Here is a 26,688-nt window from a genome sequence, read left to right as displayed (position 1 = left end):
GCCGCTTTCAGGCGGACACCGTATCTCAGCCGGCGGGTGCAGTTCGTCGTACAGCACGCCACTTTTGACGGACGTCCCAAGAGCTCTGTCTGCGAAGATATGACGGCGCGGCCGCGTGCGGAACGGACACGACCCGTACTGCCTGCTCTTTAGCGACCACAGAAAAGCATTGAGCCCAAGCGCGCCCATGAATAATGCGAGCGGAATGAGATAGACGAGCATGTTCATGGTAGCGAGACCTCCGTCAACGAGGTAAAATCCTCGACATCAAATTTTTTCTCGGCCGGCTCCAACCGATGAGCCGCAGCGTTGGTCACCACAATGAGCTAAGACGTTGACATCGCCAAAGCGGCGATAAGCGGTGTTGCGTAACCGGCGATAGCGAGAGGGACGGCCAGTACGTTGTAGCCGAAGGCACGCGTGAAATTCTGGCGGATCAAGGTTGCCGACGTTCGAGCGACGAGAACGGCTTCGGGAATAGCATCGAGACCGTCGCTCAGGAAGACGAGGTCTGCCGCCTGGCGGCCAATGTCGGAGGCGGTAGCGGAGCCATAGAAACATGCGCTGGCGCCAGTGCCGGCGCGTCGACGGCCGTTTTTTCTTGCCACTTTCAGAAACAGTTCGCACGGGCAGGGCAATAAATCATTGATCTATGTCAATGATCGCTCGGGGTTTTCCCGCTGTGCTGCTTGCTCGAAGACAGTTGCGCCTTGCAAGCTGCTGGCTTGTTGCGTGACGGTCGCCGTGCCCAACACCCTCGTCGACTGGGCGACCCGGTGCAGGTGCATGGACACCTCATTTCAAAGGACAAATCAGCAAGGATGCCCACGTGCAGCCCGACTCCAGAATATGAAACGGAATTGCTCAATCTCAAAGAATAAGCAGGAGATAAGAAATGCGTTTTAAAACCGGTCCGATCGTTACAACGGCAGCCCTGGCCTTTTCGGCGGCGCAACTCATGGCGGCGGATCACCAGATCCGGATGCTCAACAAAGGCTCAGACGGCGCAATGGTCTTCGAACCAGGTTTCGTGAAAATCGCACCGGGCGACAACGTCACCTTCATTCCCGTTGACAAGGGCCACAATGTCGAAACATTCAAAGGCCTGATCCCCGAAGGGGCCGCCGAGTTCAAATCCAAAGCGAACGAAGAATATCGGGTAAAATTCGACGTTCCAGGTGCATACGTTGTAAGGTGTGCGCCGCATGCAGCGATGGGAATGGTGGCCCTCATTGAGGTCGGGGATAACCTCGACAACCTCGACGTTATTAGAACAACTAAGCTTCCAAATTTGACGCGCAAGCGCCTCGATGCCTACCTCATGCGAGCGGATCAGGAGGGCGAAGAGAGCCATAGCTTTAAATAGGGCTAGAGACGCTTGCAACAGCCCTGCGCCGCAAGTGCATCCAGCGATATGCTTGATGGCAGTGCGATCCTGCTCGCGGTCTTTGAACTGGATACGGATGTCGGTTCGGACCAAGTGGGTTTGGCAGGGGACCACTGCGACGAGCTGGTGGAGGAAAGTAAGCCCACGGTGAAGGCCGTCTTCGCGATAGAGGGCTTCTGACTGCCAGTCCTAGTGGTAACACTAGGAGTAGTCATATGACGAAGCATCCAATTGAGGTGATCACGTCCGTAGAGCGCCCGTCGGCGCTGGTCACGCGAAGATAAAGAGCGCCTGGTCGCTGCGTGCTTTGAGCCAGACGCGGTCATCTCCGAGATTGCCCGCGCGGCCGGCATCCATGTCAGCCAGTTGTTCCGTTGGCGCAAAGAGCTTTGCCGGATCGAGGAGCCAAGGTCTGATACGGCGACTTTGGTGCCGGTGATCGTATCCGAGGCCGCTTCGACAGTCTCTCCCGTTCAACCGGAATCGCCCACCACATCCCATCCTCGTCGGAAGCGTAGCGATGTGACAATCGAGCTTGGACGGGGTCGGCGCGTGCGCGTGGATAGCGACATCGCCCTTGGCCGGATTCTCGATTGCGTGCTGGGGCTGCGATGATTCCGGTTCCGAGTGGCGTGAAGGTCTGGCTGGCGACAGGCCACACCGATATGCGAAAAGGCTTCCCCGGTTTGTCGTTGATGGTGCAGGAGGCGCTGAAGCGCGACCCGATGTGTGGACACCTGTTCGTATTCCGCGGCCGCGGTGGCGGTCTGATCAAGGTGATCTGCATGACGGTCAAGGAGCTTGCCTGTTCACGAAGAAGCTGGAACGTGGGCGCTTCATCTGCGGCCGATGCCACGGTGGTGATCACGCCTGCGCAGCTCGCTTATCTGCTGGAAGGTATCGACTGGCGGATGCCGCAAAAGACCTGGCGGCCGACGTCGGCCGGATAAGCAAAAACACTGGAATGACGGGGTCGAATATGATCCCATCCTGTCATGAGCAATGCGATCGAAGAGCTTCCGGATGACCTTACCAGTGCGCTTGCACTGCTGGCCCAGGAACGTGCTCGGCGTGTCGCAGCCGAGGCTGAAGCAGCAACTGCCAAGGCAGAAGGCGCCAGTGCAAAGGCACTCGTATCGCATTCCGAGGCGCTGATCGCGCGGCTGAAGCTGGAGACCGACAAGGTTCGCCGCGAACTCTACGGCAGCCGGTCCGAGCGTAAGGCGCGGCTCCTTGAGCAGATGGAGCTGCAGCTCGAGGAGCTAGAAGCAACCGCCGGTGAAGATGAACTGGCCGCGGAGATCGCAGCCACAATCTCAGCCGTCAAAGCCTTTGAGCGCAAGCGTCCGTCCCGCAAGCCCTTTCCCGAACACCTGCCGCGTGAGCGCGTCATCATCGCTGCTCCCACGAATTGCGCCTGCAGCGGGTCGACCAAACTGTCGAAGCTTGGTGAGGACATCACCGAGACCCTGGAGATTGTCCCGCGTCAGTGGAAAGTCATCCAGACGGTGCGGGAGAAGTTCACCTGCCGCGAGTGTGAGAAGATCACGCAGTCACCCGCACCCTTCCATGTGACACCCCGCGGTTTTGCCGGGCCGAACCTGCTGGCGATGATCCTGTTTGAGAAGTTCGCCCAGCACCAGCCGCTCAATCGCCAGAGCGAGCGCTACGCCCGCGAGGGCGTCGACCTCAGCTTGTCGACGCTGGCCGATCAGGTTGGAGCATGTGCCGCGGCGTTGAAGCCCATTGACTCCCTGATCGAGGCGCATGTCCTTGCTGCCGAACGTCTGCACGGCGACGACACGACCGTGCCGATCCTGGCCAAGGGAAAGACCGATACGGGCCGCATTGACCAACTGCTTCCGTGGAATTGGACGCCGCCAGCGGCAGACGCTCAAGCGGCGTGATCTCCAACGGTTAAGTGTCGCTGCTCTACCTCTTTAATCCGTTCCTGCAGTGAACGCACCAAATCCCTTTGCTTGGGGATTGTAGCGCGGGTTTGCCGCATCGTGGGCAGACAGTGGCAATGGAGCCAGTCTTGCAACCGCAGAATAATCGCTCGTTGATTGATAGGCGTTTACACGGGCCGTGCATTTCCGTACCCAGCTTGGGTGTCGGATTTTTAGCGAGCCATTTGTCGCCTTCTTCAAGCCGAATGACATCTGCCATCTCATTTGCGGGGGAAAGCGCGGCCGATCGCTCGGCCCCCTTTGCCGTTCCTCTTTCAGCTGCTGCCCTTGCTGAGGTCATTTGCTGTGCCCTTGCCACAGCTCGCGTTTCGACGCGCGCCGGCTAAGCTTATCCAGCTTGTTCGTCTCGCTTCCAGATATCCGTCGGGAGCTTCGAGCAGCCACAGGTGTTGTGGCTGCCATTGCTTGATTGCCTTCGACCGCGGAGTTGCGCGTAGCATTTCATGCGGTCGCTTTGCGTTTTCGAACCCGTATGCTGGGTGCTGGATGAGAAGTTGAGATGGAATTCGGTGTCGCAACGATACCTGCTGAAAGCCGCTTCATCATCGACAGCCGAAATCTCCTGCATCTAGCGCCAGGGTTTCTCGTTGGATGCCGTTGTGCCCCGCTCCGGACGCTGCTCTGGCATCGGCTGGGTATCGCCTAGCCTGCTACCGCGGCTCCGCAACACGGTCCACGCCTTTCGCACAACCGCGACCGCAGCAGACGGCATCCCCGGAGTTGTTCGAGTACCGTGCCCATGAGCAGTCTGGTCACGTGGGAAAGACCGCGTGGTAAAGTGCAGGATGATCTTAAATTCATGAGATGGATGTGTGTCATCCAAACAATCAATTTTTGCGACCGCGCTTAATTCTGCATGAAGCTGAGGAACCCATTCAAAGCACCGGCTGTACCACTGATTTTAGCTGAAGAACGTTAGCAAATGCGAAAGCTCACATGACTGATGAAAAAATTCCGAAGCAACTGCGCTTCAGATCACAAAGGAGACCTTGCATAAAGTCTCCACATTTAAAGTGACGGAGCAGACTCACCGGATTGTATGGAAATTCCATACGGTACGTCGGAGGGCGCGCCGCGCCAACCAGATGATTGAAATTGAGGGAACGAGAGCAATGACAGATAGATTGGCAATCGAAATTATCGAAAAGATAAAAATTGTTACGGGCGCCGAAAAGCAAATCGACGTTGACACGACACTTGGAGATCTCGAAATCCAATCCCTCGAACTGACCGAAATCGTGATCGATCTGGAGGATACATACGGCATAGAAATCGAGATGGATACCTCCGAGGCTTGGAGCAACCTAAAAACGGTAGGCGACATCGTCGAGGCGACGCGCGCATTGATTGCATCCAAGAACTGAGGTCATCAGGATGGCCTATCCTCGCATCGTTATCACCGGGATCGGCGGCATCTGCGCCATGGGCCTCAGCGCTCCATGCATTTGGGAAGGAATGCGTGTCGGCCGATCGTCAATCGGTGAGGTGACCACGGCGCCGGTCGATGATCTGAAAATCCGCATCGGCGCGGAGATTAAGCAACTGCCCGGAGTCGAGTTCGACCGAAAGCGCCTCGTGACCATGGACCGCTTCAGCCTTCTGGCTGTTCTTGCTGCCGGCGAGGCGCTCAGGCAATCCGGTCTCGTGGTGGAGGCAGACAACAGCAGTCGCATCGGCGTAGTTGTCGGCACGGCAATCTTCGGAACCGAGACAATTGAAAAAAACTACCGCGCGATATTCATCGAGCGGAAAACCCATACCAATGTCTTTACCGTGCCTCGTGCCATGCCTGGCGCGCCAGCCGGCCAGGTCAGCATAGTCTACGGGCTACGCGGGCCTGTTTTCGGGGTCAGCTCCGCCTGCTCGTCGTCCAATCAGGCTTTCATATCGGCGTGCGATCAGCTCAGAACCGGTAGAGCGGACGTCATGCTAGCTGGGGGCACCGATACGCCCCTCACATTTGGTTCATTGAAGGCTTGGGAGGCGCTGCGCATCCTCGCCCGCGAAACCTGCCGGCCATTCTCGGCCGACCGTGATGGATTGGTTCTCGGCGAAGGTGCTGGCATCGCAGTGCTGGAAACCTATGAACATGCCGTAGCACGTGGCGCTCCAATCCTAGCCGAGCTTGCCGGTACCGGTATGTCCGGCGATGCCTCGGACATCGTCGCTCCGACCATTGAGGGCCCGGTCGCTGCGATGAACGCATGCCTCGCCGATGCCGGGCTGCTCCCTGAAGACATCGACTATGTCAACGCGCACGGAACAGGCACCAAATTCAATGATCGTTTCGAGACCAAGGCAATCCGCCATGTCTTTGGCAAACACGCGGATGCCCTGTCGGTGTCATCGACCAAGTCGATGCATGCGCACTGCCTGGGGGCATCCGGCGCCCTCGAGTTGATCGCTTGTGTCATGGCGATCCGTGAGGGAATCATTCCGCCGACCGCGAACCACCGCAAGAAGGACCCGGATTGCGATCTCGACGTGACGCCCAACATAGCCCGGGAGCGCAAAGTCCGGGCAGCCGTTAGCAATTCCTTCGCCTTTGGCGGCATGAACGCCGTGGTGGCTATAAGGGAAGCTTGATCGGTTGACGCGGAGCGACGTTTCGCCTGAAGGCCTTGACCGAATACGCAACAGAAGTTTGCTTGATGCTTCTGAGCGTTGGGCAGCATTTGGAGCTTGGGGTAGAGACCTGTAATGTTCATTTTGCACCGGAACCAGCATCGTTGCGCTCGACCATCTGGCTAGAATGCTGGACGCCGCCTCCAACCAGCTCGTCACCTGAGCGGCGCTCCTCCCCGGCCTCACCACTCGTGGAGGCGATATCTTCAGCGGACGCCTCTGTTTGGAAGCCCACGTGAGTGACGGTGCAGTAGTCACAGAGATCCGCCTCCCTCGTAAGTTTCCAATGGTCGATTAGGCGCCAAGGACTGTTCGTCACGATTCGCCCTCGGTCGTTGCCGTCGGACCGGCGCAACCGGGAGTGCCACGTTCGGGTGTCTTCGTCATAAGGAGTGAGAAGGCATTCATTGCCGTAGCGGATGAAGCTTTCGATATCGAATTCGCGTGCAACTCTGTCGAAATAATCGTTGATTTCCTCCTCCAACGGAAAGAACTTGCTCCAGTCGCCACCGGCAAAAGTGTAGGAGTAGAGATGTCCGGGCGTGTCCACCCCGCAACGGGGGTTGTGAGTGCCAGACTCCGCCGGGGCTGGTCTTGCTTTTCGATCTGGATATCGGGATGCGCTTGAGCCGATCGAGATAGCCATCCAGCACCGCTCAGCGCTGTTCGATATGTTCTTCAGCGCCTTGACGACCGCCTCTACGGGGGATGATCACTCATGGAGGCGGCAAGATTCCCAAATGTTCGTCCAAACATGACAACAAATGCCGCCTCATCGCTGAAAAAATACCGTCGGGAGAATATATCGTGGCTTATAAATTCAATTCTCAACCCCGAAGCAGACGGCAATTGCGCTATGTCCCGTAGGAAGTCGCTCGACCGATCGACCAGTATGCACCTTGAGGTCTCCCCCACAAACTTGTCACAAGGGGAAGCGTCTTCTGTTGGAATGCTCGTACTGTTCCGGGGCCAAAGTCTAGAACCGGCACTCCGTTACAAGATCGCCCGTCCTGATGATGCCATTGGACATAATCTCTCACTCTCTGCTCAAGTTGGCGGGCTAACCTGATCTCCGCATCCACCATCTTGGCTGTGCCAGTTACAAGTGCATTATTAATCCTCTGAGTTTCAGCCTTAGCCTACAACAATGGGCCACTCATCGAATTGCCGTTCCGGTCCAGTCCAGTGTGGTGAGCGTATTGTTCAGGACCTAAGTCCGGCGCATACTTTTGCTGAAACAGCTCCAAACTCTTATCCAGAAAGCTCACAACGGTTTCCTCTCGATGTGATGATGTGAAAAGCTGCGTACCAAAAAAATGCGTGCTTCAGGACGTGTTACTCACCCCCGGGGGCGAGGCAGAGTCTTTCGGCCAAGACCGTCTTTTGCTTGACCGATCCTGCGATGGTTGTTCCTCTTCCCTTCTACAATGTCCGCACTGTAATGCATGATCCGCGCCAAACCGCGAGATCGTTCCAAGCCCGAGATGATTCCGGCAGTCTTGTCCTAAAGCCAACATTGTCGGAAAGGGGACACTGCGCTCAGCGGTAGGTCCGAGCCGCACCGATCTTCATCCACAAGGTACGGTCTTCATCAGCGTGGGGCGGCGCCCAACCTTCGACTTGCAGCTTGCACCGCGCCACATCGATCGTTTCATGATCCGGCGTCTGCGCGACGGATTAAGCTGGCTTGGATGAGGAGAACGAGCTCCGAAGCCCTTCTGAAGATCCCGCTTTGTCGCGCGCGTCTTGCACATCTTTAGTGCAACTAACCTCGACGTTCTGGCACCGGAAGCTCATCGCGCAATCGCTTGATTGAATTCGCGCTCCTCCTCGTCTATCGGACTTCACCAGCCATCTGGAACATAAATGGGTCTTATCCAAACAATCGATTTTTCCGATCTGGGAGATTCGCGTAGCGTGTTCCGGCCGTGCCCCGCTGGGCCGGCGGAATGGTCAACGTTTGAGTGCACAGAAAGGAAATTTGCGTGACGTGGCTATATGCTGTTCGTGATTTCTGCGCGGATATTGTCGGCGACCCGTTTTTATCGGGTGCCGAAGATCTTTAACTATTGGGCTCGCCTCGTGACGAGGACGACCGCGTTGACGAAAGAGTCGCTCCGACCTGAGGTCGGCGCATTAGCCGGAGCACATAAATGCACGTCTCGATGTTGATCAGATGATCCAATCCTTCGTGAAATCGCTTGAGCTGGTTGTAGTCTTCGCTACCATTTGCGCCGCGATGGAAGTAATCTTTCCAGTTTTTCGATACAGTTTTGCGTCATACGTGCGCGGCGTGCGCAATTGGGTTATCCGCCTCGGATGGGGTGCGCTCGTCTGGCGCCTCTTCGCTGTGGGCTTAAGCTGGTTAGGGGTAAAGCCGCTTATCACAATCGATTTTGGCGCGTTACTTCACGCTGACAACGCGATTATTAACTGCGGGTTTGCTGTGTTGTCAGGGGTACTAGTCGCCATCGCGGGTGACTTCTTTTACTATTGGATGCACCGCGCTCAGCACGCGGTTCCAATTCTCTGGCGCATGCACGCCACTCACCACTCGATCCGCGAATTGACGGCATGGAACTGCAATCACCATATTTCCGAGCCACTCATTTATGCAGCGTTTGTAGCATTGCCACTCGCGTTGATCCACTTCGAATCCGGCGTCGTGCCAGTTGTTGCGATGACACTGATTACCTTTCAGGCCCACCTTTCACATTCCAGCACCCGCATCAATCTTGGGCCGCTTCGATACATCATTGGCGATAATAAGTTCCACCGCATACACCACTCAATAGAACCGCATCACCGGCACCTAAACTATGGGTTCTTTACAACCATCTGGGACACCATTTTTCGAACAGCCTACTGGCCAAAAGAGAATGAGTGGCCACAAGTTGGTCTCCGAGACCAGTCCGAGCCGCTTACCGTGCGCGACTACGTAATGTTCCCATTTGACCGAAATCGCTGGCGTAGATCAAAGGTCAGCAGTGGCGTAGAGGAGTGAACGATAGGAGACGTTGCGCTTCGTAAGGAGACCGTGCGCTCTGGACGGGTTGCGCCTGATGTAAAAGGCCCTCATCCGGCCAATAGAAGCGAACCGCCTCGGCTTCAGCTGCTCGATTCCCTCGCATGAGCTGGTGTATGCATGCTGTTCGTTTCCATTTCCTGCGGCCAACATGCAAAGAGAGGAGGAAGCTGCAGTTAGCTGATCTGCCCACTAACCTGGGAATACTCGCATCCTGTAGTGGCGTCGCCGTGTCAGAATCGGCGAAACGGTTCGGCAGTTACCTGTCCAGCCCGCTTTGCGCCCGATCCTGAAGCTGTGACAATCTCTCCCGACGACAGCTCACCCTCTTAGTACCGTGATGCCCGAAGCGAAAACATCCGCCTTAACCGAGCTGCATATGACAGTCGGAAACATCCGCAGCTACTGCTTGGAAGAACTGGGGGGTGAGCGGTTGATGTATGCGTCGAAGGCGGCGGCGACGGTGCGGAGCACAAAGCGACTGTCCTGCCGTACGCGGACGAAACCATTGTCGATGTCCAATATGCCGTTCGCGGCGAGCATGCCCAACTCCTGCTCGGCCGAACGGAGAAAATGGATCGGATCGAATCCGTGCGCCAGGCAGATCGCCGGGACGTTCGCTTCCAAATTGCACATTAATTGCTCAATGATTGCGGCCCGCAGGGCGTCTTCGTCGGTGAGACGATAGCCCCTTGATGTCGCTAATCGGCCCGCTGCAATGTATTGGCTATAGGTGGTTTGTGCGAGTTCGTTCTGCACATAGCCTTTGCCGAGACGGCCAATCGCCGAGGCGCCAAAGCCTATCACGGTCTCGCATGTATCTGCGGAGTAGCCCAAGGAATTGCGCCGCAAATAACCTCTTCTCTGCGCCATTGCAAGCTTATCATTCGGCAATGCGAAATGGTCCAGCCCGATTTGGAGATAGCCGGCGGCAACGAGCGTATCGGCCATCGCCGAGGCCTGTTCAGCACGAGAAGCCATATCGGGCAGTGCTTCTTCCTCAATCAAGCGCTGATTTTTTCTGTAAAATGGGACATGCGCATAGCCGAAAACCGCAAGTCGATCGGGCCGCATCGCAACAGCTGCCATCGCGCTCTCGGCACAAGACTGAACTGTTTGATGTGGGAGCCCGAACATCAGGTCGATATTAACGCTCTCTACTCCGTGGACGCGCAGGTTTTGGACTGCAGTCATCACCTGCGCCTGACTCTGGCCCCGGTTGATAGCTTTTTGGACGATAGGATCGAAGCTCTGCACCCCGAGGCTTGCGCGGTTCACCCCGGCTATTTCCAAGGCTTCGCCCATCTCCGTCGTGAACGTGCGCGGATCGATCTCGACAGCCACCGTAGCCGCTTTCTTGAATGCGAAGCGGCTGCGCAGGATTTTCATGAGCGAAACGAAGTTCGACGGCGGCATGATGGTCGGGGTTCCGCCACCGAAGTGCACGTCGCTCACCGGCAGTGCACGAGGTGCTTGCTCCGCGACGAGACGGATTTCCTCACCTAGCATCGCCAAATAATTGAGGATCGACGTATCCTGACGGGTGGTACTGGTAGGAAAGCCGCAATACCAGCACATTGACCGGCAGAACGGAATGTGAAGATAGAGCGAAACAGCATCGTCAGGTGACAGGTCCCTCAGCCATTCCTCACAGACCTTCGTGCCGATCTCCGAGGAAAACTCCTCTACAGTCGGATAGATGGTGTACCAAGGCAAGATGGCGTTGCCATCCGTTGTCGAGGTGAAGATCGGAGCCAACGACTTTGGACTCAGATGTGACCTAGAATGTCCAGATTTCACGCCTGTTCTTCCTTTCGATTCTCGGTACCTTGAACAAGGAGACGCAAAATTCAGACCAACAGCGTTGAAGATCCGGGACTCGATTTGGCAACTCGGCGCAATGTCACAGTTCCGACAATGTCGCAAAGGACCGGCACCGCGACGCCCCCTTGGCAGGCGCTCCTATTCATCGACGAACGCTAGCGGGTTGAAACGGCAGGCGCCGGATTCTTGCGGCGGGCGGTTATGATCTGGAGAGCCCGTCTTTCCCATGGACACAACGGGTCTTCAGACGCGTGACGGCATCTCGCTTGGCGACAAGCTCAACCCATTTTTAAAAAGGCTTGTGGAGGTTGTTGTGTCCAACATCTGCGTGGCCGGCAGCTTCTTCAACCTGGCCTTCTCATCTTAGTGCGCGTTCAGCCGCTTGGCCTGGTTTGGCGGGAAAATGCTTCACTGGGTCAGTTTGCTCCCCTGCTTGCGGCAGAGATCGGCAGCCTCGCTCCGGCCGCCTGCTCCTTCAGCACCAGAAATATCTGCAGTTCGGCACATCTCTGCCTCCTCGTTTTCCGTCCTATGATGGGCCCTCGCAATGCAAGCCGACTAGTCTTCGAGCTGTAAAAACTCGAAGCGCACTCGGAATTGTTGCTCTTCTCCTGGAGCAAGGTTGATATTATATTTTCGCTCCTCGAATGGGGTGCGGCTGCCCTCCATGTCGCCGTGGCCCGTACACGGTTCCAGCGCCAGAAAGTCCTGCTCTGGAAGCGACCATACGATCCAATGACGTGCGTCTGGTGCGTCAATTTTGATCGTGACGTTATCCCCAACAAGCGACAGCCTCTTACTGTTCGCATTCAAAAAACACAGCGCTTCATTTTGGAAAAGGCCTTCATTCAGGTAAAGGCAACGTCCGTCGAATGTAAGTTTTCGTTGATGAACTTGGATTAGCCCTTGGGAAGATATAGATGGAACGAGAGTGGATTCCTTTTTATTAAATAGCAGCCGCCAATCGTCTTTGAGCGGAGATAGTAGCGGCCAATTAAATCCGGGATGTATACCGATCGAGTAAGGCAATATAGTGCAAGTTTCCTTATTTTTCACTGAGGCATCGATATGCAATCGATTGTTTGCGATTTTGTACGCAATCTTGAAATGGAAATAAAATGGAAACATTGTATGGGTGAACGCATTGTCCGATGTTTCCAGTATCACCTCACTTTCTGAGTTAGACACCACGTCAAATTCCTGCATGCTGATAAAGCCGTGAACAGGCATCGGATAAACGCGTCCTTTAATCTCGACAAGCGAAGACTCGCTCCATCCGCATGAAGGAAACATCAGGGGACACGTCTGATTCCAACCTGTGCCGCCTCGCGGCCAAAGGAGGTCGGTTGCACCGACCCGCCACCCGATGAGCTCGGCTCCTTTTCGGTTGATGACTGCCTCCGAAATACCGGAACGAATAACCTCAGCATCCTGCATGAAATGTCTTACCTTAGCATCTTGGAAGCCGCGACGCGGTCTTTGCCGTCTGCAATTTTGCGATCACGTTTAGCAAGCCCTGCACCAAAATCACGGCGGCCGGTAGACATTTTGATTGCGCGTCACGGGTTCAGGGGAGTTTTCGGGATGACTTAGGCATATTTGCGCCAAGAAGAACCTCGTAATGATGACGCCCCGTGGTCAAACCGATATGTTAGGTTTGGCATTCGTTCGGCATGCATAGGCGATTGGTGTTCGCGCTCTCCGGCAAGAAGGTCAGCTTACAAGCAAGCCAAGCCTGGCAAGCCGGATATGCGAACAAAGCTCATCTGGCTGACAGTGGGCGGTCTTTTGGCAAATTGCCTGTTGTTGTGGTTGGCTTCGATTTCGCAAAGACAATCCCCCTCACTCCGATTCCAGCAAAACCGTTCTACTCAGATGCATTGGACCAAGCAAGATGCACGCGCAGTTCGCTTAGGCACCTCTATCCCGGCTACGAGCGGTCGCATCCTTCATCGCGGCTGCCGAATGACAAAGCAACAAACCGGCCAATTTCAGGACGCAAGTGCGCACGCCTAAAGACCGAAGTGTCACGAGGTTAATGAGATCGGTGCAGCATTCAAGCTTTCGTCGCGGACATGTGCAATGGGGCGCGACGAATGGGGTTTAATCACGCCGGGAAGATTGCGTCCGATCAACAAGTGTGTTGAATTTCGATTGCGAATCAAAAATCTTAGCTCTTGGGATTCATGGAATCCTCATGCACCAAGTGTGCGGAACAAACAAGGCGCGCTGCCCGCATACGGGCAAAGGCAATCAGCATCACAGTCAATGTCGGATTCGGATTGACGCAACGAAAGGATGTTACATGCGTGCGCCATCAGGTGCTGTTGCGGGACTGTGCTCTGCCTCCGCCACCATGTTCGCGGTGGGAATGGCATTTCTTGGCTACTGGGGCTTGTATGAGGCCGGCGGCTGGCGTAGCGCCGACGTGCTCATTGTGGTTTTGACGCTTGTCGGATTTGCTGCGCTTGGCTCGGTGCCCTGGATTGTTACCACCCCCGTTGCACGTGACGGCGAGGAGAAGGTGGCAGCCGCCAGGCGAGCGTTGGCGTTGGGGGTCATCTTGATTTGGCTATCTGTTCTCATCTCAGTACTTACCTAAGTTTGGATTTAACAGAAGATTCAGGCCTGGCGAACATTCGATCTGGACCAACGGACACCGGCGAAAAAATTACTGCTAAGGCCCGCGGATCGCCTGGTAGGTTTGAGTCGTTCGAACTATCGATCAACAAGCAGTTCGCAGAGAAGGTAACGGACGTCGTCAGCGTTCGATCAGCCGGGGGAATTGAGCCATTCTAGTGCCGGAGCCCGACGGGTCGGCGGGAACGACGGCCCTGATTGTGTTCACGACACGTCCCCGAGGTCTCCAGCATGATGATCAGCGCACCTGGGTCGCCCGGGCAATTTCTCGAAGTTTGATCGCCAGGAAATAGCATGCGCAAGTGCGCACCTCAACGAACACGGTGCATTGATACCCGCGGCGTTGACCCGGTCGGCGCCAAAGAATCACGTCTTCAAAAGGCGCAATTGCCGTCCGTCATAGCTCCGGCCCCCATTCGATTGACTATGCCACCTCACGGCCAGTCGCACCTCGCAAAACGACGACAAGCGCGCCAGCGACCATGGGGGATTTTGGCTGCAAGAATGGGACGTTCTGATGTATGCCCCCTGGAGAGTTGCGGTCCGCTGAACGGCATCCAACGGGCTAGCGACGCTTGACTCCGATCAACTGATGTACTTCATGCATCCGCGCCATGGATGAAAGAGAATATGCGTTTCAAGGGCCTTGACTTAAATCTCCTCGTCGCGCTCGACGCGCTGATGACCAAGCGTAACCTCACTGCGGCGGCACGCAGCATCAACTTAAGTCAGCCGGCCATGAGCGCTGCTGTCGCCCGGTTGCGCGCCTATTTCCGCGATGAGATGTTTACAATGAATGGCCGAGTACTCGTCCCAACGCCTCGTGCGGAAGGGCTCGCCTCAGCAGTCCGCGAGACACTCCTCCACATCCGGCTCTCCATCATTTCCTGGGAGCCATTCAATGCTCTCCAATCTGATCGGTGCTTCAGGATCCTCCTTTCCGATTTTATCTCGCTTACGTTTTTTGATAAGGTCGTGAAGCGTGTGGCGCAGGAAGCTCCTGCAGTCAGCTGCGAGTTTCTCCCGCTTGCCGACGATTTCGAGGAGCTTCTGCGAAGCGGCGACGTTGATTTTCTCATTCTGCCGGAGTTGTTTATGTCGAACGCGCATGCACGCGCGAGATTGTTCGACGAGACACTCGTCTGCATAGGCTGCGGTACAAACCAGCAGCTATCAGAGCCGCTAACATTGGAGAGATACATGTCAATTGGCCATGTTGCGCCCAAATTCGGAAATGCGCAGAGGCCTTCCATCGATGAATGGTATTTGCTCGAGCGCGGTTTCACTAGACGTGTTGAAGTCGTCGTGCAGGGCTTCAGCATGATTCCTCCAATGGTGTCGGGTACTGACCGTATAGGGACCATGCCGTTGCGGCTGGCGCAGCATTTCGCAAAAACAATTCCGCTACAGATCATTGAGCTTCCTCTGCCACTTCCTGCTTTCACTGAGGCCGTCCAATGGCCTGCACTCCACAATAGTAATCCGGCGAGCCTGTGGATGCGGGAGATCTTGTTGGACGAGGCGTCACGCGTGGCTTCGCCGCGTACCGCCTGGGGAAGGCACCTCGAACCCACCCTCCCGCAATCTGAGCGGCGCTGCCGATGATGGTAGTGCAATTTCACAGGCTGCTCCCTACTCTGGTCTAGACGCGGCCCTCTCGGCCGGAAGACGCCTTATTGTTGTATGGGAAGCGGCAAAGAGGGGGTCACTACAACACGATAAATTATCCTGAAGAAGCTTTGCACGGGCCCGCCGATCTGGAACCGTCGCGAGCAACGTTAACTGGAGGGCGCTCATTGATTTGACGCAAAACGCGTGCTCGGTCTTCCTCCGATCTAAGCGCTCTGCACGGCCCTGTCCAAAATATCGAGGCCACGTTGAAGAGTCGGCCTGTCAAGGGTCAGCGGAGGAAGAAGTTTGATCACCTGGTCTTCCGCGCCGCACCGTTCCACCACAAGCCCATCCTCGAAGGCATTACGGACAATAATTTCAGCCAGATCGCTTTTACCGCAGTCCAGCCCCAGCATCATGCCCCTTCCCCGGACCGAAAGGTTTAGATCTCCGTTGCGCTGCGCGACTTGTCGAAGGCGTTCTCCTGCGATACCGCCTAGCTCGACGACATCCTTGGATAGGGAATCTTGTGTCCAGTATTTTCGCAAAGCAGCCGACGCCGTCACGAGTGCCAGATTGTTGCCCCTGAACGTTCCACTGTGTTCGCCGGGCAGCCAGACATCAAGTTCGGGTTTCAACAGCAAAAGGGACAGTGGCAGCCCACAACCGCTGAGGGACTTCGACAAAAGCACGATATCCGGAGATAGGTTCGCGAACTCGAAACTAAAAAAATCGCCCGTTCGTCCGCAGCCAGCCTGAATGTCATCAACAATCAGCAGGATTTCATTCTTTCTGCAAAGCCGCTCGATCGACTGCAACCAGTCTTTGCTCGCAGGGTTGATGCCACCTTCGCCTTGAATCGTTTCCAGAATTACGGCTGCCGGGAGGTCGACACCACTGCTACGATCGTCAAGGATCCTGTCAAGATATTCCGTGGTATCATGATCGGCTCCCAAGTAGCCGTCGTAAGGCATGAACACTGCGCCAGCAGCTGTAAGGCCTGCTGCGTCCCGGAAGTATCGATTGCCGGTTACAGCGAGCGCACCCAAGCTTAGTCCGTGATAGCCGTTCGTGAACGAGATTATGTTGTGCCGTCCTGTAGCCTTGCGCGCAAGTTTCAAAGCAGCTTCAACGGCATTGGCGCCAGTTGGTCCAGCGAACTGAAACTTGTATGCGAGACCACGTGGACGCAATATTATCTCGTTGAAAAGCTCCATAAACTCCCGTTTCACTGACGTAGCCATGTCCAAAGCGTGGAGAATTCCATTTGTTTTTAAATATTCGAGAGCATTGCTAAGGATATACGGGTCGTTGTGACCATAGTTAAGAGCACTCGCGCCGGAAAGAAAGTCGATAAACTCGCAACTGTTCTCGTCCTCCAGAATTGCTCCTGCAGCCTTTTTGAACACCACCGGGAACGTCCGCGAATATGATCGCACATTCGACTCAAGAGTTTCGAACGTAACCAACGAGTTGGAGCTACTTTCCTGAAGCATGGTCTTTCTCCATCAGGCGCAATTGCGGCATCGACTGTCCAGCGGCCAACCCGCTCGCCGGTAAGCTGCTCGGCCCGGGCCACATTAAACCGCGGCGCACGTACATGCGCCTACCCAACATGGTAGTGGCGCCCACCGGTTAAAGGATTTTCAGAAAAGCAGACAGGCGGATTGGCATGGCATCTGCCTTTACGGGGAAAATTTCACGACGGAGGAGATTACTATGAAAACAGCCGGTATGCCTCTTTTGCGAACGATCGACAGCAAGACCGCGGCTGTATCCCAAGGTCTACCTTCGAACGGTGAACGCCTTCCTAACTTCATTATAATGGGAACGCCTGCGCAGCTGAACGGTCGGATACGCTCTTTCGTGCTAGCTAGTTGCGCAGGTATATGGTGATCCGCGCACTGCCTCAAAGGCATTTGCAGCATGGGTCACCTCATGGGATCGCCTCGGCTTATCGCCGATCTTCCGGGGCGTTGTTCGTGTGGATGAGTAAAGAACTGTATGTGGAGCAATGCATTGGTACGCTCGGACAAAGTGGCTTGGTGTTTGAGTCAGGATACATTCGTTCATGAATCTGGCGCGCCCGAGCAATCGCGCCCTCGGAATTCTCTTCGAGATGGACGCGCAGACTCGCACAACCTAACTCTGTCACGGCCGATCTTGAACCAACATAGAGGGACTGGTCGCCCACCACCGTGAGAAGCCTCAGGGCGAAATCAACGTCGCATAAAATACATAGACCGGTCTCATCCGTACAAACTGCATGGATTTCCCGTTGGTCGAGAAAATCCCGGAGTCTATTGCGTTCTTCGAGACTCCTGCACGACAACAGGGCTGAGTCGCGAGCGAGCGTCACCGTGCTCGCGTCCCCTTGATCTGTCACGAATGTGCCCGCCATTACCGTTCCGTCGTTCATGAGAGATTTGCAAGCAATGGTCACAGAGTGCTGCTCAGCGTAGTCCACCGCTCGATGGTGGAGCACTTTTGCACCATGTCGTGACATCTTTGCAGCCGTGCCGTAAGCAATCTCCGGGATTAGGCGTGCTCCCGCGACGAGATTCGGATCCGCCGTGTAGATACCGGGAACATCCGAGTAAATTTCACACACGTGCTCCCCCAGCATGGATGCAATCACAATTGCTGTCAGGTCAGAACTGTTTCTTCCAAGGAAGGTTATCCGACCACTGTCATCAACCCCCTGGCCGCCCGCGGCGACCACAACGTCATTGTCCTGGAGTGCTGCAATCAAATGCCCAGGATCTGCACTTTCCACCGATGCGCGACCAAAATCCGAATCTGTGCGAATACCGAGCGAATAGCCGTTGCAAGACATCACCGCCAATCCAAGCCGACTGACGGCTGCTTCCAACAAACAGGCGCTGAGCATCTCCCCCGTCGCAAGCGCGGCGTCCAGGTTTGATGGCCGCGCTTGGTCGTTAACGTCGAGCATCACCGATCTCAGCTTGTCAGTCGTTCCCGACATCGCGCTGACCACGGCAACAATCTTGATCTGGCCATGTGCGAGACGCTCGGCCAGGTGCCGAGCGACCCGACCGTAATCTTCAGGCCTTTGAAAGCTTGAACCGCCAAATTTTAGAACGGCTACATTCATATTTCACCAACCGCATTGTTTCCGACTGCAGCCGCAAACTTAGAAGCGCCCCGAATGGCGGCTTGATTTTGGGCTGTGCCCAGATCCACGTCGGACTCCAACTGTGACGGCTATGACGTGCAAGTCTAAGCGATGATGAAGTCGTCATGAACTACCGAGATCGGTAGGGCCGGTTGTTTACCTTCCTGTGCTTCGCGCCGACACTCGCCATCGTCATACAGCTGTAGCTTATGTTGCTGATTGCCGGGTGATCAATGTCGGAGGCATCACATGGCAACCTCCCAACACGACTTGGCGCCTGCAGTGGAGCTTCTGTTACAAGGACATTGGAACGACGAAGGAACGCTCAACTAGCTTGGCTTGTCTCCAGCCTGTTTTCGGCAATTCTCATTCACGGCGTCCGTTTGAGTCTCAGCCGCCGCCAAATCGCTACAGTAGCATCGACTGATTTAGCGCGGGCTCGATATCAGCCATCAAGGAACATATAGCCGTAGCCGTTGATTGCCGGGACGCCTCCAAGATGGACGAAGAGAATCCTCGACCCATCTGGGAAGAAGCCCCCTTGGACTAGGTCGATCATGCCTTGCATCGATTTCCCCTCGTAGACAGGATCGGTGATCATGCCCTCAAGGCGCGCGCATAAACGAATCGCCTGCTTTGTTTCCTCTGACGGAATCCCGTAATGTGGGTAAGCGTACTCCTCGAACAAGACCACGTCATCGTCGACAACCTCTTTGGTGAGACCAGTGAGCTTCGCAGCATCCCGCGCAATTTTTAGCACTTGGGCCCTCGCATGGTCGGGCGTCGCAGAAGCGTCAATGCCAATCACGTTTCGCGCTCTTCCGTCCTTGGCAAAACCGACGATCATGCCCGCCTGTGTCGAGCCGGTCACAGTGCAAACCACAATGTAGTCGAAGCCGAACCGAAGTTGCTCCTCTTGGACGCGAACTTCATCTGCAAAGCCGACGTAGCCCAGAGCGCCATACTTGTGAGCAGATGCCCCGGCTGGGATTCCATAGGGGCTGCCGCCCCTCTGCTTGACCTCATTAACTGCCTCTTCCCAACTAGGACGAATACCAATGTCGAAGCCTTTGTCGACCAAGTTTACCTCTGCTCCCATGATCCGGCTCAACAGTATATTGCCGACTTGGCTGTAAACGGGATTCTGATCCGGTACCCAGTTTTCCTGCACTAGTAGGCACTTCATTCCGATCTTGGCGGCAACCGCAGCGACCATGCGTGTGTGGTTGGACTGTACTGCCCCGATAGACACGAGCGTATCGGCGTTCGACGCGATCGCGTCCGGAACAATGTATTCGAGTTTGCGGAGCTTGTTTCCGCCAAACGCAAGGCCGGAGTTGCAATCCTCCCGCTTTGCATAAATCTCGACTTTCCCGCCTAGGTGCTTACCGAGACGGTCGAGTTTCTCGATCGGCGTGGGTCCGAACGTCAGGGGGAATCGATCAAACTTTTCAAGCATATCCTCTCCGGTAAATGTCAGGAAATCAAACGCAGCGGCGGACGACTGGCGCCTCAGCCGGGGGCGCTTCTAAGCGAATGCAGCATCTCCTCCGCTGCGGCATCGCGTGGGTAAAGAGAGCAGTCGTCGCGGATCATACTGCAGTTGGTGCGATCACGATCAAGTAGTAGTTTAAGCGTGATGACTGGCCGAATGCCTACCTTAAGGGAGCCGATGGTCGCGCCTTGGGTGAAGCTGGAGGACGTTGGAGTGCTCAGTTTCAGCCTGTTTGCGCGCTTGTGGCTGGATGGCCGCTTGTCCGGGTGGTGAATGCGTAGACCTTTCGTGATCGTTCTGGGCGCGATCGGACCACCAGAACAAAAAAAGCAGACGCGCGAAATAAGTGACCTGAAGAAGCAACGAAGCCGCTAAGGTGACCACGACTGCTTTGAGGATGGAAAGCGAGGCGGCATAAGCCGAAACAGCACTGGTGAACACGACCAGCACCAGGATGCGAAAGAAGATTTCAAAGGGCAAGGCCTTACTCCGGTTTTTCCGTCCCATTATCCAACTGCACTGTCTGCCTCGACATGAGTCTGGCAGTTCTTAGCGCAGACGCGGGCGCAGGCTCCGCAGCCAATGCACCGGCCTGGATGGTCTACGACCATGATCATGCGATTGAGGTGGCCGTCGAAGTCTTCATCCTCTTCATCGCAGGCGCCGATGATTTCGCCCGCTTCATCCACGCCATAGAGGCGCATGACCTCGCGAGAGCAGACTTTGAAACACCGTCCACATCCAATGCAGGTTGCGCCATCGACAGCCACCAGATATTTCGGCACCCAGCTGGAGCCGTCCCGCGTTGTGAAAGAGCCGGTCACTGAGAATTCTCCAACGTGGCGAGTTCTTCCTTTGCCGCTTCCAACTCTGCAAATGCGTTGAACGTTTTCCGGCCTACGGTTTTGACCTCGGTCCAGTTGATCGGGAGACCCTCGGCAAGGTAGTACAACTCCATCTTCGCTGTTGTGGCGCGTGACTGCAGTTTCCGGACCTTCGCGAGCTGCTCCTCAAGATTTGACACGATATCTTTCCTCGAAAGCGGTGCTTGATCAGGCAGATGCCGCGGCCAGATGGGGCGAGATGGCTGCAAACGCATCAACGAGCCTTCTCGTGCCGGCCTCCGCGAGCTTGCGAGGCGTCTTGAAACCGAACCGCTGGACATCGCGCAGGGTCTCGCCGCATTCAGAAAGGGCCTTTGACTTATCTCCCGGCGACAGGGCTTCCCCTTTAAGCGTCCTATGGAGAGCGGTGTTGTTCTCATGGTCGAGGCTCATAGATCTGCCCTCTTCTAAAGATGGGTGACGTGATCTTGGGAAGGACGCGCTGGCTCAAGGGCCGACGCGTCCTGTCGACAGCGGCAGTTTTATTGTGCCGCAACTACCGCTGTTTCCTTGGCCTGTAGTTCGGCCAGCATTTGCTCGTCGGTCTTCATGATGCCGAAGTCGAGCAGCATGTCTTCGAGCTCTTCCATGGTAATCGGGGTCGGAATGGTCCCTTGGCCCGAATTGGCATGGATCTTCTCGGCTAACGCGCGATATTCCCCGGCCTGTTTGGAGTCCGGCGCGTACTGGATCACCGTCATCTTCCTGAGCTCGGCGTGCTGGACGATGTTGTCACGCGGCACAAAGTGGATGAGCTTGGAATTGAGCCGGGCAGCCAGCGCCTCGGAGAGGTCGAGCTCGCGGTCCGTCTGGCGCTCGTTACAGATCAGGCCGCCGAGCCGCACGCCGCCGGAATGGGCATATTTCAGGATGCCCTTGGCGATGTTGTTGGCGGCATAAAGCGCCATCATCTCACCGGACATGACGATGTAGATCTCCTGGGCCTTGTTCTCGCGGATCGGCATCGCAAAGCCACCGCACACCACGTCGCCGAGCACATCATAGGAGACGTAGTCGACATCGTCATAAGCGCCGTTCTCCTCGAGGAAATTGATCGAGGTGATGACGCCGCGCCCGGCGCAGCCGACGCCCGGCTCCGGACCGCCGGACTCCACGCACTTGATGCCCTTGTAGCCAGCCTTCAGCACGTCCTCGAGTTCGAGGTCTTCCACCGAACCTTCCTGTGCTGCCAGATGCAGAACCGTGTCCTGGGCTTTGGCGTTCAGGATCAGGCGGGTGGAGTCGGCTTTGGGGTCGCACCCGACGATGAGGATTTTCTGACCGAGGTCGACCAGCGCTGCGAGCGTATTTTGGGAGGTGGTGGACTTGCCGATGCCCCCTTTGCCGTAGAATGCGATTTGACGCAAATCTGACATATTGCCTTCCTTCTTTCGTTCCATCCGTCGCGCAGTAAAAAGGTCGGCAGCTCGCGCCGCCTCGCATTCCAGCTTTCAAAACCCGTGCCATTCGGGCTGCACCATGCACGAACTCCCCAAACCTTTAATTTTTCAGCTGTTTACGCCATAGCCGTTTAAGCTGGGTTCGACAAACTCTTGTCGTCAAGCTGCCAAACCTGGACGAAGGGGTGTGGGTATTGTCCTTTGGATGTCACTGGGGGCAGGATCAACGAACAGCTGTCGCAACGATCGAGTTTTTAAGATCCGTAGCGCACGAAAGAGGCAGCGTGCCATTCGCCAGCCAAGAGAGATCGATCTGGCTTAAGAGGCCTGTTAGGCTTTGCACCACGCGTCGTATTGACGCCAATAATCAGCAGCGCCTATGAAGGCACAGTACATTGCCGTCGCAAAAAATCTCTGCTGTGCAGCTTCCATGAGAGGAATGCTGCCAGCCTTGACAGTCGTAGTCGGATGACCTGGATTGTCTAAGGGCGCGCTCCTTGGGAGTGCGCCGAAGAGGTGCCCGATAAGAAGGTATATGCGTTAATGGTGACTGAGTCCGTGAATGCGCTGGGAGAGTGCTTGACAAGAGGGCGGCTACGCGGCAGCAAAAGCCGAGCAGGGTCGCAGCTTTCTCTCGTCGACTATTCTGAAATGCTTCTGGACGAGGACGGTTAGGTCGCAAGACGAGCGATGACCTTAACGGCTGTGGATGAGGCCAGCATACGCGCTCTTGTTGACTTTCGGAAAGCCCGACTGACTGAAGGGGTCAGACGGTCAACTAAAAGTGGCGACAAATCTATAACACGGCGTCACAGATCTTAACACCATTGCTCCTCCGAAGGCAGCGAAGCTTATGCCCAAGCTCACCACCGTCGTGCCCGAGCGATGATCGCTGCAGAATCGGCCGATATTACTCTCCGGCGACAACATCGTCGCTCATCCATGGAAAGGCGATATCGGTCTTGCCCAACGGACGGTCGCAAAATTTCGGGAAGGAGTGCATCGACTTCTCGGTTCGACGTCGTTGAGGAAAGCCAGGTTTTGCAACGGTGGCCTTATGTTCTCTCGGCCTCGCGCGTGACAAAATCTGCGGCTCTGGAAAAACCTTCACTGTTCTCAGGCTCGAAGCATTCGTTGAAATCGCCGCATTCCCTGCAGCTGGGAGCGCTGCAAAGGGAAAAGCCTTCAGCCTGGCAAAGCTTGGGATAAAAGTACTTCTTCCACCTCGTCTTATGGATGTTGCCCGCCGCGAGCGCCGGAAAATGCTCGCGCAGCAATCGCTCCAGGTCGGCTTGGTGAAGGAGGCCGAGGTCCCGCCAAAGGTGGTCCTCACGCAAACAACGCCGGCAATGATCTTAGCAAACCGGGCGCCCTCCAGGTCTCCTGGCCGCACATGCGCTAAGAGCATATCGCTCAACAGTGCTCCTCACCATCAGGCGCGGAAGCACTCGCCTCCTTCCCGGCTATGGCGCGGATGAGCCTTGCGGGCAAACTGCAGGATGGGATTTCCCGCAGCTCGGCGAGCGAAAGGCCGCTTGCCTCGGTCGCGGTCGCCATTCCAGCCTCGATCTCTTCGAGTACGCGCAAAAAAACGCAATAAAGTACATCGTCGTCAAAACTCGACTTCAGGTCCATCTGGAATGGCCTGGCGTCAGGCAGTATCTGATAATTGTCTGAGTCGTCGCCCGCTACGCTGATCTGGCGTGCGGAGCCCGCGGCCGCTACCGCCGGAATCTGGTTTGATGCATACTTGGCATGTGCTGTCTTCCCTTTATCCAATGGTCGAACTCAATTGGGCAGATGACCCTTGGCGAGGCTGACATTCAGAAATTGTACCAGCTTGAGCATGCGAAAACCCTGAATCTGTGTGGTGGGCGGCGTCGAAGTTAGGAGCGACGACGAGCTGGAAATAACTAAGAAACGGCAAATCACATCCTACCGCTGCAAACGTCATAAATCCAACTTTCGATTTTAAAATATAAATCATAATGGTATAGTAGGAGAGTTATTCGCAAGCAGCGGTTTGCAGGGGAGTGCGAGCTACAACTGGGAGTACGGTATAATGGCCAACGTCCTGCGCAACCGCGCCAATGAAGTTGAACAGTTGCCGAAGTTATCCAGCAACATGCCCAAAACAGAGCTCTTGCTCAGGGGGATTTACAGAATATCGAAACTCCTGACTGCTCCCATCCCGCTGGAGACAACGCTAGCTGATGTAGCGAAGGCGCTTCCTTCACTCCTGCGAATACGTTCCGGCGCAATTATCGTTCTGCCCGCTGGAGGTGAACCGGAATTCATTGCATCTGCGGGGGTTACAGATCCTCACCTATCCAGAGCCGGAAATGTACGGCTAGCAATAGAGAAAATCGTGACTACGGCGCGAGTGCTTGTCATACCTGATACCTGCAATTCCGAGCTATTTCGGGCCAATCTTAAATTCTCGCCGAGCCGCGATGCCGTCCCAATTGCATTCATTGGCATTCCTATCCGGGCTGGACCGGAAACAGTTGGAATATTGTGGATCGACCGCGTAAGGGACGGCGCCGACCATGACGAAGACATTGGTTTCCTGACCATGGTCGCCGATCTTGTCGGGCAAACTATTTCATTTCATCGGACCCTGAACTCGAGCGGTACGCAGGTCATTCAGCCGAGACGGAAGCGCGAAGCCGCACAAAAAAACGACTTGGGCGCGCACCCGCCTGTCGGGATGAATCTTATCGCGGGGGAAAGCCCTGCGCTCAAGCAAGTGCTCGATATCGTGTCTGCCGTTGCAATGACGAATACCACCGTGCTTCTGCGAGGCGAAAGCGGGACCGGAAAGGAAATCTTTGCCCAAGCAATTCACGAGCTTTCCCCTCGCCGGAAGAAGGCTTTCGTCAAACTGAACTGCGCCGCACTGCCTGAAAGCGTGCTGGAGTCGGAGTTGTTCGGGCATGAAAAGGGTGCCTTCACAGGCGCTGTCTCGCAGCGAGCTGGTCGCTTCGAATTGGCAAATGGCGGAACGCTGTTACTTGACGAAATAGGCGAAATCTCGCCGGCGTTTCAAGCTAAACTGTTGCGCGTTTTGCAGGAAGGCGAACTAGAACGGGTCGGTGGAACCAAGACGCTCAAGGTCGACGTCCGCCTAATCTGTGCCACAAACAAGGACCTTGAGGCAGCCATCTCCAATGGGGAGTTCAGGGCTGACCTTTATTACCGCATCAGTGTGGTACCAATCGTCTTACCGCCGCTCAGAGAGCGCACCGGGGACATCCAACGACTTTCAAAAATTTTCCTCGACCGCTTCAACAGCGAAAACAATCGTGAGCTCGCCTTCACGGCGCCGGCGCTAGATCTGGTCTCGCAATGCTACTTTCCAGGGAACGTCCGTGAACTGGAAAATTGCGTCCGAAGGACCGCCACCTTGGCGCACTCAACAATGATCGTGCCGTCGGATTTTGCGTGTCGGAAAGGTCAGTGCCTTTCTTCACGTCTTTGGAAGGGAAGTCCCGGTGGCGTTAGTGCCATCGACAATTTAGCCTCGGCGAAAACAATGCCGATGCTTTTGCCGTCCTCGACCGAGCCCCGCGACACCTCGACGACAGAGGTTCCGGTAGCCAAACATTGCGATTCGAATGATCCGGCTCGCCCAACAATGTCACCGTGCGCGACAAAGCGCGATCGCCTGATCGACGCGATGGAAAAGGCTGGTTGGGTTCAGGCCAAAGCGGCTCGCATGCTCGGCCTCACGCCGCGCCAGATCGGGTATGCTCTGCGCCAACATCAAATCGAAGTGAAAAAATTCTAAGTAGCGTGATACCGTACCTCAAATTGAAGTGCCGAACTCGTTGTTCGTCTTTGTCGAGATCGTGGCAACCCTGTGTCGGAGCGGGTTCAACGAGCGAAATGTCGCTCACGTTGTGAACGCGTGAATTTCCTAAAAATCTCTGTCGCAGCACCTCAAAGTGCACACGATCTCGATCCTCATCCTGCGGCGCCGGATCGGGCAGCCTGGATGCAGGAGAGGGAGAACCTGTCGGGCGGCTGAGTGCCACTCAGAAACCGTCCGGCATTCCCCTGCCGGCCCCCACAGAGCACACGCCTGTCTATCAGTGTCGAGGAACAAAGCTGCGACGAACGGCGAAGGGCGACCACAAAATGAACTTGCTTCGTGGCTGACATCACATTTCTCGCCGTAACCGTCACTACTGGGAAGGCTTCATATGGAGTTGCCCCATATCGCGCTTCGGTACTCCTCAGGCTAAATTCGGAGACCCACCCAGCTCCTCTTACTACGGAAACCATCGCCACAGCACTTAAATAGCAGGCGCGCCGATTCCCACCGAGATCCGCAATAAGAATCTGTCCCTTCCCCTCTCGCATGTTTTGCAGGCTAATCCGCCTGGAACCCGATCGGTGATCGGGCTGAAATCATCCGCGTCTTGGATAACGACGAAATGCGAAAGGGCTTTATCCGCCTTGCCGTTGACGCCCTAAGACCAAGCGCAACTGTAAGGGTTGCGGCACACAGCACATGGTAATTCAGCTGAGGATGAGTGCGTCCGTCGCCGAACTACCCGGACCTTTTTGGCGCGCCACTTGGCGCAGAGGCCGGTGTACATCAAGCGACAAACATCATATATACCAGTAATTTCAACTAGATGCACGCTTTTCACCATGGACATGGCGTGGCCGCATAAAAACAAATC

Annotated in this window: 23 protein-coding genes and 3 pseudogenes; 11 read left to right on the top strand and 15 right to left on the bottom strand. The window is 55.7% G+C overall.

Features of this window, described 5'->3' with window-relative positions; all coding sequences use genetic code 11:
* Positions 1 to 135: 135 nt before the first annotated feature.
* Together ccoS and NXC14_RS22985 are read right to left on the bottom strand one after the other, a co-directional pair.
* A pseudogene (ccoS, locus tag NXC14_RS33555) lies at positions 136 to 228 on the bottom strand (cbb3-type cytochrome oxidase assembly protein CcoS); the annotation flags it as partial.
* A gap of 98 nt (positions 229 to 326) precedes the next feature.
* A pseudogene (locus NXC14_RS22985) lies at positions 327 to 586 on the bottom strand (nitrogen fixation protein FixI); the annotation flags it as partial.
* A 309-nt stretch (positions 587 to 895) separates the two neighbouring features.
* On the opposite strand from NXC14_RS22985, the gene NXC14_RS22980 reads away from it, so the two are divergent.
* The 6 genes and pseudogenes from NXC14_RS22980 (at position 896) to NXC14_RS22950 (ending at position 5,943) form a co-directional block, all read left to right on the top strand.
* Entirely contained in the window at positions 896 to 1,366 is a 471-nt protein-coding gene (locus NXC14_RS22980; RefSeq protein WP_085780394.1) for a pseudoazurin, read from the top strand.
* Positions 1,367 to 1,378: 12 nt separating this feature from the next.
* Positions 1,379 to 1,567 (top strand): hypothetical protein, encoded by a 189-nt coding sequence (locus NXC14_RS32625; RefSeq protein WP_157131475.1) that lies wholly within the window; start codon positions 1,379 to 1,381, stop codon positions 1,565 to 1,567.
* A 431-nt stretch (positions 1,568 to 1,998) separates the two neighbouring features.
* Positions 1,999 to 2,337 carry an IS66 family insertion sequence element accessory protein TnpB gene (tnpB, locus tag NXC14_RS22970; RefSeq protein ID WP_085780392.1) on the top strand — a complete coding sequence of 113 codons (339 nt, stop codon included), beginning with the start codon at positions 1,999 to 2,001 and terminating at the stop codon, positions 2,335 to 2,337.
* Positions 2,338 to 2,382: 45 nt separating this feature from the next.
* Positions 2,383 to 3,237 (top strand): annotated as a pseudogene (locus NXC14_RS22965) (IS66 family transposase); the annotation flags it as partial.
* Positions 3,238 to 4,469: 1,232 nt separating this feature from the next.
* A complete protein-coding gene (locus NXC14_RS22955; protein ID WP_085780390.1) occupies positions 4,470 to 4,721 on the top strand; it encodes a phosphopantetheine-binding protein in 252 nt (83 codons plus the stop codon).
* A gap of 10 nt (positions 4,722 to 4,731) precedes the next feature.
* Positions 4,732 to 5,943, top strand: a complete 1,212-nt coding sequence (locus NXC14_RS22950) for a beta-ketoacyl-[acyl-carrier-protein] synthase family protein (RefSeq protein ID WP_085780389.1) — start codon at positions 4,732 to 4,734, stop codon at positions 5,941 to 5,943.
* 118 nt (positions 5,944 to 6,061) lie between these two features.
* Here the strand turns inward: NXC14_RS22950 and NXC14_RS33135 are convergent, their stop codons facing one another.
* On the bottom strand, positions 6,062 to 6,628 hold the full coding sequence (locus NXC14_RS33135; protein ID WP_198175566.1) for a hypothetical protein: 567 nt from the start codon (positions 6,626 to 6,628) through the stop codon (positions 6,062 to 6,064).
* Between the two features lie 1,530 nt (positions 6,629 to 8,158).
* On the opposite strand from NXC14_RS33135, the gene NXC14_RS22940 reads away from it, so the two are divergent.
* Positions 8,159 to 8,986 carry a sterol desaturase family protein gene (locus NXC14_RS22940; RefSeq protein WP_085780388.1) on the top strand — a complete coding sequence of 276 codons (828 nt, stop codon included), beginning with the start codon at positions 8,159 to 8,161 and terminating at the stop codon, positions 8,984 to 8,986.
* Positions 8,987 to 9,409: 423 nt separating this feature from the next.
* Here NXC14_RS22940 and hemN read toward each other — a convergent pair whose 3' ends face one another.
* Positions 9,410 to 10,765 carry an oxygen-independent coproporphyrinogen III oxidase gene (gene hemN / locus NXC14_RS22935; RefSeq protein WP_244920081.1) on the bottom strand — a complete coding sequence of 452 codons (1,356 nt, stop codon included), beginning with the start codon at positions 10,763 to 10,765 and terminating at the stop codon, positions 9,410 to 9,412.
* Between the two features lie 292 nt (positions 10,766 to 11,057).
* Between hemN and NXC14_RS32615 the strand changes: the two genes are divergently transcribed.
* Positions 11,058 to 11,198, top strand: a complete 141-nt coding sequence (locus tag NXC14_RS32615; RefSeq protein ID WP_157131474.1) for a hypothetical protein — start codon at positions 11,058 to 11,060, stop codon at positions 11,196 to 11,198.
* Between the two features lie 191 nt (positions 11,199 to 11,389).
* Here the strand turns inward: NXC14_RS32615 and NXC14_RS22930 are convergent, their stop codons facing one another.
* Positions 11,390 to 12,268: a hypothetical protein gene (locus NXC14_RS22930; RefSeq protein WP_085780386.1), complete on the bottom strand. Its 879-nt coding sequence runs from the start codon at positions 12,266 to 12,268 to the stop codon at positions 11,390 to 11,392.
* A gap of 868 nt (positions 12,269 to 13,136) precedes the next feature.
* Here NXC14_RS22930 and NXC14_RS22925 point away from each other — a divergent pair.
* Entirely contained in the window at positions 13,137 to 13,433 is a 297-nt protein-coding gene (locus NXC14_RS22925) for a hypothetical protein (RefSeq protein WP_085780385.1), read from the top strand.
* 668 nt (positions 13,434 to 14,101) lie between these two features.
* Positions 14,102 to 15,076, top strand: a complete 975-nt coding sequence (locus tag NXC14_RS22920) for a LysR family transcriptional regulator (protein WP_085780384.1) — start codon at positions 14,102 to 14,104, stop codon at positions 15,074 to 15,076.
* 230 nt (positions 15,077 to 15,306) lie between these two features.
* Here NXC14_RS22920 and ectB read toward each other — a convergent pair whose 3' ends face one another.
* The 10 genes from ectB to NXC14_RS33995 form a co-directional block, all read right to left on the bottom strand.
* The gene (gene ectB, locus NXC14_RS22915; protein WP_085780383.1) at positions 15,307 to 16,578 is read right to left on the bottom strand and encodes a diaminobutyrate--2-oxoglutarate transaminase; all 1,272 of its coding nucleotides are present in this window, start codon (positions 16,576 to 16,578) and stop codon (positions 15,307 to 15,309) included.
* A gap of 458 nt (positions 16,579 to 17,036) precedes the next feature.
* Positions 17,037 to 18,197, bottom strand: a complete 1,161-nt coding sequence (locus NXC14_RS22910; protein ID WP_085780382.1) for a uridylate kinase — start codon at positions 18,195 to 18,197, stop codon at positions 17,037 to 17,039.
* Positions 18,198 to 18,663: 466 nt separating this feature from the next.
* Positions 18,664 to 19,677 (bottom strand): 1-aminocyclopropane-1-carboxylate deaminase, encoded by a 1,014-nt coding sequence (locus tag NXC14_RS22905; protein ID WP_085780381.1) that lies wholly within the window; start codon positions 19,675 to 19,677, stop codon positions 18,664 to 18,666.
* Positions 19,678 to 19,878: 201 nt separating this feature from the next.
* The gene (locus NXC14_RS22900; RefSeq protein ID WP_085780590.1) at positions 19,879 to 20,193 is read right to left on the bottom strand and encodes an exopolysaccharide production repressor protein; all 315 of its coding nucleotides are present in this window, start codon (positions 20,191 to 20,193) and stop codon (positions 19,879 to 19,881) included.
* Positions 20,194 to 20,219: 26 nt separating this feature from the next.
* The gene (fdxB, locus tag NXC14_RS22895) at positions 20,220 to 20,537 is read right to left on the bottom strand and encodes a ferredoxin III, nif-specific (protein ID WP_085780380.1); all 318 of its coding nucleotides are present in this window, start codon (positions 20,535 to 20,537) and stop codon (positions 20,220 to 20,222) included.
* Positions 20,534 to 20,737: a CCE_0567 family metalloprotein gene (locus NXC14_RS22890; protein WP_085780379.1), complete on the bottom strand. Its 204-nt coding sequence runs from the start codon at positions 20,735 to 20,737 to the stop codon at positions 20,534 to 20,536. The genes fdxB and NXC14_RS22890 overlap by 4 nt, the downstream gene beginning before the upstream one ends.
* Positions 20,738 to 20,765: 28 nt before the next feature.
* The gene (locus NXC14_RS22885; RefSeq protein ID WP_085780378.1) at positions 20,766 to 20,990 is read right to left on the bottom strand and encodes a DUF269 domain-containing protein; all 225 of its coding nucleotides are present in this window, start codon (positions 20,988 to 20,990) and stop codon (positions 20,766 to 20,768) included.
* 89 nt (positions 20,991 to 21,079) lie between these two features.
* Entirely contained in the window at positions 21,080 to 21,973 is an 894-nt protein-coding gene (gene nifH / locus NXC14_RS22880) for a nitrogenase iron protein (protein ID WP_040140722.1), read from the bottom strand.
* Between the two features lie 1,079 nt (positions 21,974 to 23,052).
* Positions 23,053 to 23,334 carry a nitrogen fixation protein NifQ gene (locus tag NXC14_RS34000; protein ID WP_338049858.1) on the bottom strand — a complete coding sequence of 94 codons (282 nt, stop codon included), beginning with the start codon at positions 23,332 to 23,334 and terminating at the stop codon, positions 23,053 to 23,055.
* Between the two features lie 76 nt (positions 23,335 to 23,410).
* On the bottom strand, positions 23,411 to 23,776 hold the full coding sequence (locus tag NXC14_RS33995; protein ID WP_348630261.1) for a hypothetical protein: 366 nt from the start codon (positions 23,774 to 23,776) through the stop codon (positions 23,411 to 23,413).
* A gap of 283 nt (positions 23,777 to 24,059) precedes the next feature.
* Here NXC14_RS33995 and nifA point away from each other — a divergent pair, with 283 nt between their 5' ends.
* Positions 24,060 to 25,787: a nif-specific transcriptional activator NifA gene (gene nifA, locus NXC14_RS22870; RefSeq protein ID WP_085780589.1), complete on the top strand. Its 1,728-nt coding sequence runs from the start codon at positions 24,060 to 24,062 to the stop codon at positions 25,785 to 25,787.
* Positions 25,788 to 26,688: the final 901 nt, after the last annotated feature.

Origin of the sequence: Rhizobium sp. NXC14, from assembly GCF_002117485.1 — a bacterium.
Taxonomy (GTDB): Bacteria; Pseudomonadota; Alphaproteobacteria; order Rhizobiales; family Rhizobiaceae; genus Rhizobium.
The sequence above is the reverse complement of the archived record's forward strand: the minus strand, read 5'-3'. Positions and strand labels throughout refer to the sequence as shown.

Excerpts from the sequence above, each read along its gene's own strand:
- NXC14_RS22955 (WP_085780390.1), top strand. The coding sequence starts at position 4,470 with ATGACAGATAGATTGGCAATCGAAATTATCGAAAAGATAAAAATTGTT.
- NXC14_RS33135 (WP_198175566.1), bottom strand. The coding sequence starts at position 6,628 with ATGGCTATCTCGATCGGCTCAAGCGCATCCCGATATCCAGATCGAAAA.
- NXC14_RS22940 (WP_085780388.1), top strand. The coding sequence starts at position 8,159 with ATGATCCAATCCTTCGTGAAATCGCTTGAGCTGGTTGTAGTCTTCGCT.
- nifH (WP_040140722.1), bottom strand. The coding sequence starts at position 21,973 with ATGTCAGATTTGCGTCAAATCGCATTCTACGGCAAAGGGGGCATCGGC.
- tnpB (WP_085780392.1), top strand. The coding sequence starts at position 1,999 with ATGATTCCGGTTCCGAGTGGCGTGAAGGTCTGGCTGGCGACAGGCCAC.
- NXC14_RS22925 (WP_085780385.1), top strand. The coding sequence starts at position 13,137 with ATGCGTGCGCCATCAGGTGCTGTTGCGGGACTGTGCTCTGCCTCCGCC.
- NXC14_RS22920 (WP_085780384.1), top strand. The coding sequence starts at position 14,102 with ATGCGTTTCAAGGGCCTTGACTTAAATCTCCTCGTCGCGCTCGACGCG.
- NXC14_RS22910 (WP_085780382.1), bottom strand. The coding sequence starts at position 18,197 with ATGAATGTAGCCGTTCTAAAATTTGGCGGTTCAAGCTTTCAAAGGCCT.
- NXC14_RS22950 (WP_085780389.1), top strand. The coding sequence starts at position 4,732 with ATGGCCTATCCTCGCATCGTTATCACCGGGATCGGCGGCATCTGCGCC.
- NXC14_RS22980 (WP_085780394.1), top strand. The coding sequence starts at position 896 with ATGCGTTTTAAAACCGGTCCGATCGTTACAACGGCAGCCCTGGCCTTT.
- nifA (WP_085780589.1), top strand. The coding sequence starts at position 24,060 with ATGGCCAACGTCCTGCGCAACCGCGCCAATGAAGTTGAACAGTTGCCG.
- NXC14_RS32615 (WP_157131474.1), top strand. The coding sequence starts at position 11,058 with ATGGACACAACGGGTCTTCAGACGCGTGACGGCATCTCGCTTGGCGAC.
- NXC14_RS22930 (WP_085780386.1), bottom strand. The coding sequence starts at position 12,268 with ATGCAGGATGCTGAGGTTATTCGTTCCGGTATTTCGGAGGCAGTCATC.
- ectB (WP_085780383.1), bottom strand. The coding sequence starts at position 16,578 with ATGCTTCAGGAAAGTAGCTCCAACTCGTTGGTTACGTTCGAAACTCTT.
- NXC14_RS22905 (WP_085780381.1), bottom strand. The coding sequence starts at position 19,677 with ATGCTTGAAAAGTTTGATCGATTCCCCCTGACGTTCGGACCCACGCCG.
- NXC14_RS22885 (WP_085780378.1), bottom strand. The coding sequence starts at position 20,990 with ATGAGCCTCGACCATGAGAACAACACCGCTCTCCATAGGACGCTTAAA.